Below are 14,369 nucleotides of genomic sequence, written 5' to 3'. Positions count from 1 at the left end.
GCGGCCGGCGACCTCGTGCTCGACATGCGGTCCATCAGCAAGACGTTCCCCGGCGTGAAGGCGCTGAGCGAGGTGAACCTACGGGTCGCACGCGGCGAGGTCCACGCGCTGTGCGGCGAGAACGGCGCGGGCAAGTCCACGCTGATGAAGGTTCTCTCCGGCGTCCACCCGCACGGCAGCTACGAGGGCGAGATCCGCTACGAGGGCGAGGAGTGCCGGTTCCGCGACATCCGCGCCAGCGAGCGGCGCGGCATCGTGATCATCCACCAGGAGCTGGCCCTGGTGCCCCAGCTCTCGATCGCCGAGAACATCTTCCTGGGCCACGAGCCCGCCCGGCGCGGAGTCATCGCCTGGCCGCGGACCCTGCGCCGGGCCGCCGAACTCCTGCGCCGGGTGGGACTTGACGAGCACCCGCAGACCCGGGTCGCCGACATCGGCGTGAGCAAGCAGCAGCTGGTCGAGATCGCCAAGGCCCTGGCCAAGGACGTCGGCCTGCTGATCCTCGACGAACCGACCGCCGCGCTGAACGACGAGGACAGCGCCCAACTGCTCCGCCTGATCGGCGAGCTGAAGAACCAGGGCATCACCTCGATCATCATCTCCCACAAGCTCAACGAGATCGCGAAGGTCGCCGACTCCGTCACCATCCTCCGCGACGGCCACACCGTGGAGACCCTCGACCTCGGTGCTCCCGGGACCACGGAGGAGCGCATCATCCGCGGCATGGTCGGCCGCAGCCTCGACAACCGCTTCCCGGACCGGACTCCGTGCGCGGCCCCGCCCGCTCCCGCGCCGGCCCTGGAGATCCGCGACTGGACCGTGGGCCACCCCGTCGACCACCAGCGAACCGTGGTCGACGGAGTGTCGCTGCGGGTGGAGCGCGGCGAGATCGTCGGCATCGCCGGGCTGATGGGCGCGGGCCGCACCGAACTCGCCATGAGCGTCTTCGGCCGTTCCTACGGCAGACACCTCGGCGGAACGGTGCTCCGTGACGGGACCGAGGCGCGGACCCGTACCGTGCCGGAGGCCATCGACGCGGGCATCGCCTATGTGACGGAGGACCGCAAGCACTACGGCTTGAACCTCCAGGACACCGTCAGCAGGAACATCTCCCTCGCCTCGCTTCCCCGGCTGGCCCGGCGCGGGGTGGTCGACAGTCACCAGGAACGCGTCGTCGCCGAGGGCTTCCGCCGCACCATGAGCATCCGGGCCCGCAACGTCTTCGAGCAGGTGGGCCGGCTGTCCGGCGGGAACCAGCAGAAGGTCGTCCTGAGCAAGTGGATCCTCGCCGGGCCCGAGGTCCTCATCCTGGACGAACCCACCAGAGGCGTCGACGTCGGCGCCAAGTACGAGATCTACACGGTGATCGACCGGCTCGCCGCCGAAGGCAAGGCGGTCCTGCTGATCTCGTCCGAACTGCCCGAACTGCTGGGCATGTGCGACCGGGTCTACACGATGGCGGCCGGCCGGATCACCGGTGAGAGCTCCCGGTCCGAAGCCGACCAGGAACTGCTGATGCGGTACATGACGCACGACCCCGCCGTCCCCGCGCCCCGGCACCCCGCACCCCACGAAGGACTCACCGATGAGCACTGACCTCAGCCCCACCCCTCCGGCCGCCGCGGACCCCGGGCCACGCGGGGCCGCCCCGGCGGTGGCGCGTCTGCTGGTGGACAGCGTCCGGCGCAACAGCCGGCAGTACGGGATGCTGTTCGCGCTGGGACTCATCGTGCTGCTCTTCCAGATCTGGACGGGCGGCGACCTGCTCCTGCCGCGCAACGTCTCCAATCTCGTCCTGCAGAACAGCTACATCCTCATCCTCGCCATCGGCATGATGATCGTCATCATCTCCGGTCACATCGACCTCTCCGTGGGATCGCTGACGGCGCTGGTCGGCGCGGTCGCGGCGGTGCTGATGGTGGAGCACCATCTCTCCTGGCCCCTCGCCGTGGTGGTGACCCTCCTCATCGGCGCCGCCGCGGGGGCGGTCCAGGGCTTCTTCATCGCGTACGTCGGCATACCGTCGTTCATCGTCACCCTGGCCGGCATGCTGCTCTTCCGGGGCCTGACCGAGATCTTCCTGGCGGGGCAGACCCTCGGTCCCTTCCCCGAAGGCCTGCAGAAGGTGGCGAACGGCTTCCTGCCCGAGGTCGGGCCCGTCACCAACTACCACAACCTGACCCTGCTGCTCGGGCTCGGAGTGATCGCCCTGGTGGTCAACCAGGAGATCCGCAACCGCGCCCGGCAGCGGGAGTTCGACCTGGCGCCCCTGCCGAAGAACCTGTTCGTGCTGAAGCTCGTCGCCCTGATCGCCGCCATCACGGTCGCCACCCTCCTGCTCGCCAGCTACAAGGGCGCGCCCGTCGTCCTGATCGTCCTCGCCGTGCTGCTGGTCTGCTTCGGCTACGTGATGCGCAACGTCGTGGTGGGACGGCACGTCTACGCCATCGGCGGCAACCTGCCCGCGGCCAAGCTGTCGGGCGTCAAGGACCGCAAGGTGACCTTCGCGGTCTTCCTGAACATGGGCATGCTGGCGGCCCTGGCGGGACTGGTGTTCGCGGCGCGGTTCAACGCGGCCTCGCCCAAGGCGGGCATCAACTTCGAGCTGGAGGCCATCGCCGCCGCCTTCATCGGCGGGGCGTCGATGAGCGGCGGTGTCGGGACGGTGCTGGGCGCCGTCATCGGCGGCCTGGTCCTCGGGGTCCTCAACAACGGGATGAACCTGGTCGGCATAGGTACCGACTGGCAGCAGGTGATCAAGGGCCTGGCGCTCCTGGCCGCGGTCGGATTCGACGTCTGGAACAAACGCCGGGCCGGTTCCTGAGGCTCGATGTCCCCCGGCCGGCCGGGGGACCGGGGCCTTCTGCGCCGGTACGTTCCCCGGTCCGGCGAAATCCGTGCGGAGGTGCGAGGTGATCGTCGCCGGACGGGGTAGCGAAGTGGTATGACCACTGACAAAACAGCTACCGCTTCCGGCGGATACGTACAGCCGGAGCTCGACGTCCGGGCGCTGACCGAGGTGCTCGACGGCGAGTACGCCGAGGTGCGCGACCTGGTCCGGGCCAACCTGGTGACGCATGCCTCGGTGCTCGACGAGGCCGACGAGCTCGGCGTCGACGCCTTCCGCGAACGGGTGCGCGAGCTCGTGGTCGCGATGGCGGCGACGGGCCAGACCGGCATGGGCTTCCCGAAGCGGTACGGCGGGGGCGGCGACGTCGGGGCCTCGATCGCCGCGTTCGAGACGCTCGCCTTCGGCGATCTGTCGGTGCTGGTGAAGGTCGGCGTGCAGTTCGGGCTCTTCGGCGGCGCGATCCTGCACCTGGGCACCGAACGCCACCACGACGCCCATCTGCCGGACCTGGTCACCGGAAAGCTGATGGGCTGCTTCGCGATGACCGAGACCGGACACGGCTCGAATGTGCAGGCGCTCGGCACGGTCGCCCGGTACGACGCCGCCACGCGGGAGTTCGTCATCACCACCGAGGGCGACCAGGCGCGCAAGGACTACATCGGCAACGCCGCCCGCCACGGCGAACTGGCCGTTGTCTTCGCCCAGTTGGAGGTGGGAGGCACCTCCGAGGGCGTGCACGCGTTCGTCGTGCCGATCCGGGTCGACGGCCAGGTGGCGCCCGGCGTCGACATCGAGGACGACGGCCGCAAGATGGGCCTCAACGGCGTGGACAACGGGCGCATCCGGTTCGACGGCGTCCGGGTGCCCCGCGAGGCGCTGCTCAACCGGTTCGCCGACGTCACCCCGGAAGGTGTCTACACGAGCCCGATCGACAACCCCGACCGCCGCTTCTTCACCATGCTCGGCACCCTGGTGCAGGGCCGGGTCAGCGTCGGCGGCGCCGGTGTCAACGCCGCCAAGGTCGCCCTCGCGATCGCCACGAAATACGCCCTGAGGCGCCGGCAGTTCGCGGCGGGCTCCCGGGACGAGGAGCAGCTCCTCCTCGACTACGGCCTGCACCAGCGCCGGCTGCTGCCGCTCATCGCCCGCACCTACGCGCTGCACTTCGCCCAGGACGTCGTACGCACCCAGCTGCACGACGTCTTCTCCGGCATCGAGGACGACCCGCAGGAACGGCGCCGGCTGGAGTCACGGGCCGCCGGAACCAAGGCGCTCGGCACCTGGCACGCCACCCGGGTGATCCAGGAGTGCCGGGAGGCCTGCGGCGGCGCCGGCTATCTCGCCGTCAACCGGTTCGCCGCCCTCAAGGCCGACAGCGACATCTTCACCACCTTCGAGGGCGACAACCACGTCCTGCTCCAGCTCGTCGCCAAGGGCCTGCTCACCGACTACGCCAGTGAGTTCGAGGACCTGGACCAGCTCGGCATGGTCCGCTACGTCACCAACCTCGCCGTCGAGACGGTCATCGAGAAGACGTCGGCCCACAAACTGCTGGAGCGGGTACGCGATCTGCTGCCCGGCGGCGACGAGTGGGACCAGGAGGCCGGTCTGCTCGACTCGGAGTACCAGCTCGCCATGGTCCGCTACCGCGAGGAGCATCTGCTCGCCGGGGTGGCCCGCAGGCTCAAGCGCGGGATCGACCAGAAGCGCGATCCCGGCGTCGTCTTCTCCCAGGTGCAGGACCATGTCATCGCGGTGGCCCGCGCCCATGGGGAGCGGCTGGTGCTGGAGGCCTTCGTCGAGAAGGTGCGGACGCTGCCCGAGGGCGGCAACAAGGTCGCGCTGGGCCTGCTGTGCGACCTGTTCGCGCTGTCGACGATCGAGGCGGACCGGGCGTGGTTCATGGAGCACGGCCGGCTGACCGTCCAGCGTTCCAAGGCGATCACCCGCGAGGTGAACGACCTCTGCCGCAAGGTCCGGCCCCTCGCGGGCGGTCTCGTCGACGCCTGGGGCATCCCGTCCGAACTGCTGCGTGCCCCGGACCTGGTGGGCTGAGCCCGGCGGTATCCGTCCCGGGCGTCGGGCTCCGGGCCCGGCGGACCGGGCCCGGAACCCGCGTCGGGTCAGCCGGTGAAGAGCTGGGTGGCCTTGCGGATCAGCTCGTACAGCCCGTAGGCGAGCGGCACGCCCACCCACAGCCAGGTGAAGGCGATCAGCGGCCGCCGGTCCTTCACCGCGGCGGCGTCAGGCGGGCTCTGACTGCTGTCGTCGGACATCGGGCGCTCCCTTCCGCGCCGTCACGGCGTCGAGGTGGTGGGACGGGTGAACAGGGCGGACCAGCTCATTGGCCACGAAGCCGACGACGAGCAGGCCCATCATGATGAAGAGCGAGGTCCCGTACAGCTCCGCGCCGTCCTTCCCGGCCTCCTCCTGCCGGTCGGCGATCCAGTTCACGATCAGCGGCCCCAGCACACCGGCGGTGGACCAGGCGGTGAGCAGACGGCCGTGGATCGCGCCGACCTGATAGGTGCCGAAGAGATCCTTGAGATAGGCGGGAATCGTCGCGAAGCCGCCGCCGTAGAAGGAGAGGATCACCAGCGCGCACAGCACGAACAGCGGCTTGGAGGAGCTGCCCACCAGGGCGATGAGCGCGTACATGAGTGTGCCCGCGCCGAGGTAGAGACGGTAGATGTTCTTGCGGCCGATCAGGTCGGAGGTGGAGGACCAGCCGATCCGGCCCGCCATGTTGGCCGCGGACAGCAGGGCGACGAACCCGGCGGCGGCCGCAGCCGACACCGGTGTGGAGGTGTCCGAGAAGAAGTCCGTGATCATCGGCGCGGCCTTCTCCAGGATGCCGATGCCCGCGGTGACGTTCATGCAGAGCACGACCCACAACAGCCAGAACTGCGGGGTGCGCAGCGCCTGCCGCGCCGACACCCGGGGCCCGTCGGTCGCCGTGGCGGTGCCCCCGGCTTCCTGTTGCTCGGCCCGCGGGCGCGGTACCCGTACCAGCAGGACGCCCAGCAGCATGAAGACCGCGTAGGACAGTCCGTGGACGAGGAACGCCAGCGCGATGCCCGAGGTGTCGCTGCCGAAGGACTCCAGCATCTGCGCCGACCAGGGCGAGGCGATCAGTGCGCCGCCGCCGAAGCCCATGATGGCGATGCCGGTGGCCATGCCGGGGCGGTCGGGGAACCACTTGATGAGCGTCGACACGGGCGAGATGTAGCCGATGCCGAGACCGATGCCTCCGACGAAGCCGTATCCGAGGACGATCAGCCAGAACTGCCCGGTCGCGGCGCCGAGCGCGGAGATCAGGAAGCCGGACGAGAAGCAGACCAGGGCGACCGTCATCGCCCAGCGCGGTCCCCGGCGCTCCACGAGCGTGCCGCCGAAGGCCGCGGAGAGGCCGAGCATGACGATGCCGAGCTGGAAGGGCAGGGCGCTCTGTGTGCCGCTGAGGCCGAGCGCTTCCTCCAGCGGTGGTTTGAACACGGACCAGGCGTAGGCCTGGCCGATGGAGAGGTGGATCGAGAGGGCGGCGGGCGGGACCAGCCAGCGACTCCAGCCCACGGGGGCGATGGGGGGACTCATGGGTCCCTCACCGTAGTGAGGGGGAATCCGGTTGAGAAGACTGTTGGTTAAACTTTCACCTTGTTCGACTCGCGTGATGGTGACGCGTCGGGTGACGTGACGCCCTCACCCGCCGCCGGGCAGCTCCCCGGAGGCGGTCGCCGCGAGCACCAGGGCCACGCAGTGCGACTCCAGCCGCTCGCGCGGTACGTCGAGCGTGCCGTGCAGCCATCCGGCGAAGAGGTTCGCCAGGCCGCCGACCAGGGCGTGCGCGGCCATGCGGCGGTCGATGTCGTCGCCCGTACCGGCGAGCTGGCCGCCGACGAGGTCGGTGAACACCGGCATGAGCCGGTGGCTGTGGGCCCCGAGGGCCGGGTCGGCGAAGGGCTCCAGGAGCAGCAGGCGGCCCTTGTGCGGCGCGTCCAGGACCAGGGCGACGAAGGCGGCGACGGCGGCCCGGGCCCGGACCTCGACCTGTGGATCGCTGAGTGCCGCGGCCTCCTCCAGCGCGCTCCTGGCCTCGTCGGCGACCCGCTCGAAGGCGGTGAGGAGCAGATCGTCGCGGCCGGTGAAGCTCTCGTAGAAGTAACGGTCCGTCAGGCGGGCCTCCCGGCACACGGACCGGACCGTGACGGCCGCGCACCCCTCCTCGCCGGCCAGCCGCTCGGCGACGTCCAGGAGGGTCTGTCGACGGGCGGCGCGACGATCGGCGAGCTTGGTCCCGCCCCAGCTCCGTTCCGTCAACTCCGGTTCCCCCGTGTTCTGTTCAAGCAATTGACGACACCTGTCCGCACATTTTAACCTGAGGACAGGTGTCATCAGATAGCTCTCGACGGCCTCGCAACGGAAAACCCCAGCGGAGGTAAACGTGACAGCGTCAGACCAACGACCGCGCCCGCCCGGCCCGGCGACCCCCGAACCCCTCGGCCCCGACTCCCTCACCTGGCGGTGGTTCGGCGACTGGCGAGGCCTCCTCCTCGCGCCCTGGGCCGGATCGATGCAGAACATGCACCCCGAGCTGGGCGCGGGCGTCGCCGAGCACTCGCGCTTCTTCGAGGAGCGCTGGGAGCGCCTCTTCCGCTCGCTGTACCCGATCGGCGGAGTCGTCTACGACGGCCCGCTCGCCGCCCGGACCGCCCGAGAGGTGCGCGGCTACCACGCCTCGGTCAGCGGGGTCGACGAGCACGGCCGCCCGTACCACGCGCTCAACCCGGGCACGTTCTACTGGGCGCACGCCACGTTCTTCATGCTGACCGTCCAGGTGGCCGAGCGTTTCGGCGGCGGCCTCACCGACGCGCAGCGGCACACGCTCTTCGACGAACACGTCCGCTGGTACGCGCTGTACGGCCTCTCGATGAAACCCGTGCCCCGCACCTGGGAGGATTTCCAGCGGTACTGGGACCACATGTGCGCCGACGTCCTGGAGGACAACCGGCCGACCCGGGACGTCCTCAACATGCGCCGGATCGCCAAACCGCCCCTCCTGCGGCTGCTGCCGTCGCCGCTGTGGGCCCTCGCCCGCATCCCGCTCGTCCGGCTGACGCTGTGGATCACGGTCGGCCTGTATCCGCCGGCCGTCCGGGAACGCCTCGGCCTCCGCTGGACGCCCCACGACGAACGACTGCTGCGCGCACTGGGCCTGGTGGTGCACCACACCTGGCAACACGTCCCCGAACGGCACCGCTACCACCCGCGCGCCCGCGCGGGCTGGGACCGCGAGCGGGGCCGGGCGGTGCCGGGCCCGGTGGAGACACCGGCCCGGAACCTCCCGCCCGTGGAGCGGCGCGGGCTGCCCCAGCACTACGCACCGAAGACCGACCGCCCGGGCGAACCGGACCTGCCCGGCAGCTCCTAGGACCTGTCGGAGAAGCACTCCGGCAGCGCCGGGCGTTGCTTCGCGCGTACGGCGGGGAGCCAGCCGGTCGGGGGCTCGGAGCCCGGCGGCAGGCGGACGCGGAACCAGTGGGTGGAGCGGCGGTCCTCCTCGTCGATGATGGTCTCCCCGTCGAGCACCCGGCAGTCGGCGACGAGCACGTCCCCGTGCCACACCCTGGTCGGCACGACGTTCTCCGCGGTGTACGGCCGTACGGGGTCGATCGCCAGACCCAGGCTGCACCGCGGGTCCCGGTCGGCCCGGGCCCGGCAGTCCCGCTCCGCGTTGTACACCTGGATCGTGCCGGGCGGCGTGGTGCCCGCGCGGCCGGACGACGCGGACGAGGCCGCCCGTACCGCGTCCGCGCACAGGGTCGCGCCGGCGATCCCGCACAGCGCGGTCGCCAGGACCGCCGCGCGGGCCCGGGAGCCCCGCCGCCCCGCCCCCGCCCCGGCTCCCGCCCGGTGGGCGGCGATCCGGGCGAGCAGACGCTCCGCGCTGTGCGGCGCGCGGGCCTCGTGGGTCGGGGCGAGACAGTCGGCCGCCAGCTCCCGCCAGAACGGCGGCACGGCCTGGTCCATGCGCAGCGGCGCCCGCCCCTGGCCGTACTCCTGGACCGCGGCGCCCCGTGCCATGGGTGTGGCCCCGGGGAACGGCGACGCACCGGACGCGAACACCTCGTGGATGACGATGCCCAGCGCCCAGACGTCCGCCGACGGCCGGACCCGTACGCCGAGTTCGCCCAGCGGCGCCCGCCAGCGCTCGGGCGGGAAGTAGTCCAGGGTGCCCAGCGGAGGCACATGGCCGTGGGTGCCGGTCAGCTCGGTGGCCAGGCCGAAGTCCGAGAGCCTCACCGACCGGTCCCGGCCGAGCAGGACGTTCTCCGGCTTGAGATCCGCGTGGACCCAGCCCGACCGGTGGAGGTGGGCGAGCCCCTCGCAGATGCCCGCGATCAGCCGGCCGCGATCGGCCTCCGGCACCCCCGCGTCGATCAGTTCCCGCAGACTGCCGACGGCCCGCTCCATGACCAGCACGATCGCGCCCTCCAGCGCGGGGTGGTCGGGTGCGGCGAGAACGAACGACTCCAGGACGCCGATCAGCCGGGGATGCCCGGCCCCGCGCCCGAGTTCGACCTCGCGGCGGGCGGACTCCACGATCCGCCGCGCCTGGCGCGGCGCGAGCCCGGCGGTCGGCATGATCTTGAGCGCCACGTCGGTGTGCCCCCGGGGCACGGCGGCCCCGCCGGTCCGCCCCTCGGCCGGCCGGGCCGCGTACACCGTGGACCAGCCCCCGGACCCGATCGGCCGGGTGACCACCCAGTCCCCGACCCGGTAGCCGGGCGGAAGCAACTCCGCGCCGTCGCCGTCCGCGAGGTCCCGCAGACCCTGCGGCGCGCTCACCGTACGGCCTGCCGCTCCCGCCCGCCGGCCCCGGCCAGGGGCGGCAACAGCGCGAGATGCTCCTCCCGTACGAGCCCGAACCGCAGCGCCAGGGCCACGATCTCCTCCCGCTTGCCGTTGCGGCGGTCGCCCTTGCCCGGCTCGGAGGCGTCCGGCCCGCCGATGCGCAGCTTCTGCTCGGCGAGGTAGTCGATGTGCGAGCTGACCGCCCGTGCGGTCAGCTCGCCCCCGGGGAGATGCCCACCGAGCCGCTCGACGATGTGCGGCGTGGTGGGGACCGCCACCCGCGACTGATCGCGCAGCCGCGGTTCGCAGAGCGCGACCAGCACGAGGAAGTAGGTGGCCGTCTCGTTCAGGGAGTACGCCGTGACCGTGCTGTTCCCCCAGGGGCCGCCCATCGCGTCCGGGTCCAGATAGAGATGGTCGGGCGCGAACACCTGGAAGGAGGTCGTGACGTCACCGCGCGTCGGCAGCACGACGCGCGCGAACTCGAACGGGATCGGCGCCCCCACCCGTCGCGGCGGCACCCGCAGGTATTCCCCCGCGCCCTCCGGGTTCTCCACGAGATAGCTGTGGGTCGTGCTGTGGTTCGTCAACTGCCAGTGGTCGTCGGTGACCCGGATCTCCCCGGCGAGCCGGGAGATCGCCGGATCGTCGAGACGCAGCTCCACGGGCAGGGCCGTGGAGCCCCGCCCGAAGCGGGCCGCCTCGCCGGGGCCCAGCCGTAAGGTCATCGTGTCCCCGTGCGGTCCGCCGCCGACGGCGCCACCGCTTCCCTGCGGCAGATGAACGACTACACCGCTCACTGCGCCCCCCGTCCTGTTTGTCGCTTGTCGGACGAGCGGAACGATACTCATCCGGCGGGGGAGTTCATCGGTGCTCTTCGGCCACATAGCCAAAACTCGTTGCCCGACGCCATGGATGCCCCGTTCTGGACGGGGTTCGGTGGGCCACGTCACCGTGCGGATTTCAGCGGGATTTCATCGCCGCTCCTTAACTTGACCGCGTTCGGGCGACGGCCCGTACGACAGGGGAGGGACAGCGATGGCACGGAGGAGACACCGAACGAGGCTGCCGGTGGCGGTCGTCGCCGCGGTGGCGGTGATGAGCACACTGGCGGCCACCGGTTCGACGGCCACGGGGGCGGCGGCCGCCGAAGCCGGGCCGGACAGGCCGACGATCCGCTACACCGAATACGGCATTCCGCACATCATCGCCTCGGACTGGGAAGGGCTGGGAACGGGTTACGGATACGCGGCGGCCGAGGACAACATCTGCACCCTGGCCGACACCTATCTGATGGTCGACGCCCGGCGGTCCCGGTATCTGGGCCCCGACGGCAGGGCGAGCCCCGGACAGAACCAGAACACCACCAGCAACCTCAACAGCGATCTGTACTTCCAGCGGCTCAAGGACGACCGGGTGGTGGAGCGGCTCCTCGACCAGCCCGCCCCCGACGGGCCCGAACCCGAGGTCCGGGAAGCCATCCGCGGCTATGTCCAGGGGTACAACAGATACCTGGCCGAGACCGGCGTGGACGGCATCTCCGACCCGGCCTGCCGCGGCGCGGACTGGGTCCGCCCGATCACGGAGATGGACGTCTACCGGCACGCGCACGCCGAGATCATCATGGGCAGCGCCGACGCGCTCCTGGACGGCCAGGTGAACGCGGCGCCCCCGGGAGCCTCGGCCGCCGCACAGCCGAAGGCCGCCTCCGGCGAACCCGCGCCACGGGCCTCCTCGCCCGAGGAGACCGCCGCGAAGATCCGCGACGCGATGGCGGCGAGCCGCGAACAGGGCATGGGCAGCAACGCCCTGGCGGTCGGCTCGCAGGGCGTGTCCGGCGGCACCGCCATGCTGCTGGCCAACCCGCACTTCCCGTGGCAGGGCAAGAACCGGATGTGGCAGAGCCAGCTGACGATCCCGGGCAAGGTCAATGTCTCCGGGGCCAGCCTGCTGGGCTTCCCCGCGGTGAACATCGGCCACAACGAGAACGTGGCCTGGAGCCATACGGTCGCCACGGTGGCCCCGTTCGGACTGTTCGACGTACAGGTGGATCCGCTCAACCCCACCACATACCTGGTGGACGGGGCCTGGGAGCGGATGACCTCGCAGCGGGTCGAGGTCGACGTGCTGAAGCCGGACGGCTCCCTCGCCAAGGCCGGCCGGACGCTGTGGTCCACCCGCTACGGCCCCGTCACCACCTCGATGCAGGGCATCCCGCTGCCCTGGGTGGTCAGCGCGCACGCCGTACGCGATGTGAACCTGCACAACCTCCGGGCGCTGAACAGCTGGTTCCGCCTCGACCAGGCCGAGGACGTCCACGACGTCGTGAACATCCTGGAGACCACCCAGGGCGTTCCCTTCTTCAACACCGTCGCCGCCGACCGCACGGGCAACGCGCTGTACGCGGACATCCAGGCCACCCCGAACATCACCGACCAGCACGCGGAATCCTGCCTCACCGCCACCGGCCGACTGCTGTTCGACCAGTCGCTCCGGCTGCCGAACGTGCCGCCGATCTCCATCCTCGACGGCAAGCGCAGTGCCTGCGACTGGCCCGACGACCCGAACGCGGCCGCGCCGGGACTGCTGGACCCGCACCAGCAACCGCGCCTGATCCGCAGCGACTTCGTGGGCAACGCCAACGACAGCCCCTGGCTGGCCAATCCCGCGCAACCGCTGTCCTTCCCCCGGGTGATGGGCGACACCGCCGCGCCCCGGTCGCTGCGCACCCAGGAACTCATCCTGACCGCGCAGAAGCGGATCGCCGGCACCGACGGCCTGCCCGGCAAGGGCTTCACCCCCGAAACCATGGGGCAGTTGCTGTTCGCCGACAACAGCAGAGCCGCCGACCTGGCCCTCGACGCCACGGTGACGATGTGTCAGAACGTGCCCTTCGGGCACATCCTGGTCGACGGCAACCTGGTCGACGTGAGAGAAGCCTGCCCGGTCCTGGCCGCCTGGAAGAGCCATGACTACACGACGGACAGCCGGGGTTCCTGGCTCTTCGCCAACTACTGGGCCTTCCTGCTGAACGGACAGGGGGTGGAGAAGCTGCCGTGGCGGGTCCCCTTCGACCCCAAGGACCCGGTGCACACCCCCAATTCGCTGGACTCCGGAAGCTCCGCCGTACGTGACGCCTTCGGCCGGGCCGTCCTCGCGCTGCGCAAGGCGAACATCCCGCTGAACGCCCCGCTGTCGGACATCCAGAAGGTCACCCGGGGCGGCGAGCAGATCCCGATCCACGGCTCGCTCGGCCAGCTCGGCGTGCTGAACGTGATCACCCCCGGCCAGGTCGACGGCGCACCGGACATCGTCTTCGGCTCCAGCTTCATCCAGCAGGTGCGTTTCACCGCCACCGGCCCGCCCCAGGCGCTCTCCGTCATGGCCTACTCCCAGTCGGCCGACCCGAACTCGCCGCACCACGCCGACCAGACCAAGCTGTTCTCGGCCGGGGGGTGGGTGACCGAGCGGTTCACCGAGGAACAGATCGCTGCCTCACCGCAGTTGCGCACCACCGTTCTGAACTGAGCCTTCCGGCAGCCTCACGAGGGGAACGCAGTGACGAGTACCGTACGAAGAACAGCACTCTGGTGGCGGCTCGCGGTGGCCTGGGCCGTCGCGGCGGTGGCCGTGGTCGCACCCGCGGGGGCGGTACGCGCCGCCGACCCCGGCACGCCGCCGTCGCTGCCCGACGGCTTCGGCCTGACCCAGGTCGGCGCACCGGTCGGAAGCGCCACCGACTTCTACCTCACCGTGACCACGCCCGAGGTCGCGGGCGAGCAGCACATCAAGATCATTCTGCCCGGCGGCTACCACGACGCCCCGGACCGCCGCTACCCGGTCCTCTACTTCCTGCACGGCTCGCCCGACGACCCGGTCCAGCAGAACTACCCGGCGCTCCACCGGTCGGACGAGATGATCACCGTCATCCCGGACGGCGGCGCCCGGGGCTGGTACACCAACTGGCTCAACCAGAAGACCGCGGCGGGAGCGCAGAACTGGCAGAACTTCCACCTGGACCAGGTCATCCCGTTCATCGACGCGAACCTGCGGACCATCGCCACCAAGAAGGCCAGGGCCGTCGCCGGCGTCTCCATGGGCGGCTTCGGCGCCTTCCACTACGCCCAGGTCCGCCCCGACCTGTTCAGCCATACCGCCTCCCTCTCCGGCGACATCGACTTCTCGGTCAGGTCCATGGGCCTGCGGCTGGCCGTCGTCGCCTCCCTCATCGACGGGCAGGGCGTGATCTGCGCCCTGGCGTCCGGGAGTTGCGACCCGAACGACTCCCCGTACCGACCCGCCGTGGACAGCGACGCCGCCTTCGGCTCGCCCTACCCGGTGTTCAACGCCGACTGGCGGTTCAACGAGGTCGACCCCTCGCAGCACATGGACCGGCTGGCCGACGCCGGAGTGCGGGTCTCCATCTACACCGGCGACGGGAGAGGCGAGGTCACCGATCCCGAGTTCTGGGTGGCGGGCGCGGCCAAGAACGTCAAGGCCGCCATGGACGCCCTGGGCATGTCCTACTACTACGTCAACTACGGCGACGGGGCCGGGTGGGGCGGCCAGTGCAACGGCGGCCACAACGGCTACTGCTGGGAGCAGGACCTCCAAGACCTGATCCCCCGGCTGGAAAGCGAGTTCGCCGCGGCGTAGATCGGGCGTG

Annotated in this window: 11 protein-coding genes; 6 read left to right on the top strand and 5 right to left on the bottom strand. The window is 70.9% G+C overall.

Annotated features, from left to right (window positions below):
* Positions 1–24: 24 nt before the first annotated feature.
* From mmsA to KV381_RS03090, 3 genes are all read left to right on the top strand, one after another.
* Positions 25–1,596, top strand: coding sequence for a multiple monosaccharide ABC transporter ATP-binding protein (gene mmsA / locus KV381_RS03100; protein WP_193463679.1), 1,572 nt, complete (start codon positions 25–27; stop codon positions 1,594–1,596).
* On the top strand, positions 1,586–2,824 hold the full coding sequence (mmsB, locus tag KV381_RS03095; protein WP_218784408.1) for a multiple monosaccharide ABC transporter permease: 1,239 nt from the start codon (positions 1,586–1,588) through the stop codon (positions 2,822–2,824). The genes mmsA and mmsB overlap by 11 nt, the downstream gene beginning before the upstream one ends.
* Before the next feature lie 120 nt (positions 2,825–2,944).
* A complete protein-coding gene (locus KV381_RS03090) occupies positions 2,945–4,906 on the top strand; it encodes an acyl-CoA dehydrogenase family protein (RefSeq protein WP_030081577.1) in 1,962 nt (653 codons plus the stop codon).
* Positions 4,907–4,974: 68 nt separating this feature from the next.
* Here KV381_RS03090 and KV381_RS03085 read toward each other — a convergent pair whose 3' ends face one another.
* From KV381_RS03085 to KV381_RS03075, 3 genes are all read right to left on the bottom strand, one after another.
* Entirely contained in the window at positions 4,975–5,127 is a 153-nt protein-coding gene (locus tag KV381_RS03085) for a hypothetical protein (RefSeq protein ID WP_181011014.1), read from the bottom strand.
* Positions 5,096–6,445, bottom strand: a complete 1,350-nt coding sequence (locus KV381_RS03080; RefSeq protein WP_030629372.1) for an OFA family MFS transporter — start codon at positions 6,443–6,445, stop codon at positions 5,096–5,098. Before KV381_RS03080 ends, KV381_RS03085 begins: the two co-directional genes overlap by 32 nt.
* 105 nt (positions 6,446–6,550) lie before the next feature.
* Positions 6,551–7,168 carry a TetR/AcrR family transcriptional regulator gene (locus tag KV381_RS03075; protein WP_218784407.1) on the bottom strand — a complete coding sequence of 206 codons (618 nt, stop codon included), beginning with the start codon at positions 7,166–7,168 and terminating at the stop codon, positions 6,551–6,553.
* Between the two features lie 124 nt (positions 7,169–7,292).
* On the opposite strand from KV381_RS03075, the gene KV381_RS03070 reads away from it, so the two are divergent.
* Positions 7,293–8,279, top strand: coding sequence for an oxygenase MpaB family protein (locus KV381_RS03070; RefSeq protein WP_086779073.1), 987 nt, complete (start codon positions 7,293–7,295; stop codon positions 8,277–8,279).
* Here KV381_RS03070 and KV381_RS03065 read toward each other — a convergent pair.
* Positions 8,276–9,697, bottom strand: a complete 1,422-nt coding sequence (locus KV381_RS03065) for a serine/threonine-protein kinase (RefSeq protein WP_256995008.1) — start codon at positions 9,695–9,697, stop codon at positions 8,276–8,278. The two genes, KV381_RS03070 and KV381_RS03065, sit on opposite strands and share 4 nt — an antisense overlap.
* The gene (locus KV381_RS03060) at positions 9,694–10,503 is read right to left on the bottom strand and encodes a serine/threonine protein kinase (RefSeq protein WP_218784406.1); all 810 of its coding nucleotides are present in this window, start codon (positions 10,501–10,503) and stop codon (positions 9,694–9,696) included. Before KV381_RS03060 ends, KV381_RS03065 begins: the two co-directional genes overlap by 4 nt.
* Positions 10,504–10,741: 238 nt before the next feature.
* Here KV381_RS03060 and KV381_RS03055 point away from each other — a divergent pair, with 238 nt between their 5' ends.
* Positions 10,742–13,231, top strand: coding sequence for a penicillin acylase family protein (locus KV381_RS03055; protein WP_218784405.1), 2,490 nt, complete (start codon positions 10,742–10,744; stop codon positions 13,229–13,231).
* A 30-nt stretch (positions 13,232–13,261) separates the two neighbouring features.
* Positions 13,262–14,359, top strand: coding sequence for an alpha/beta hydrolase family protein (locus KV381_RS03050; RefSeq protein ID WP_193463645.1), 1,098 nt, complete (start codon positions 13,262–13,264; stop codon positions 14,357–14,359).
* Positions 14,360–14,369: the final 10 nt, after the last annotated feature.

It is taken from the genome of Streptomyces sp. WY228, assembly GCF_019287315.1.
Classification (GTDB): domain Bacteria; phylum Actinomycetota; class Actinomycetes; order Streptomycetales; family Streptomycetaceae; genus Streptomyces; species Streptomyces caviscabies.
The sequence above is the reverse complement of the archived record's forward strand: the minus strand, read 5'-3'. Positions and strand labels throughout refer to the sequence as shown.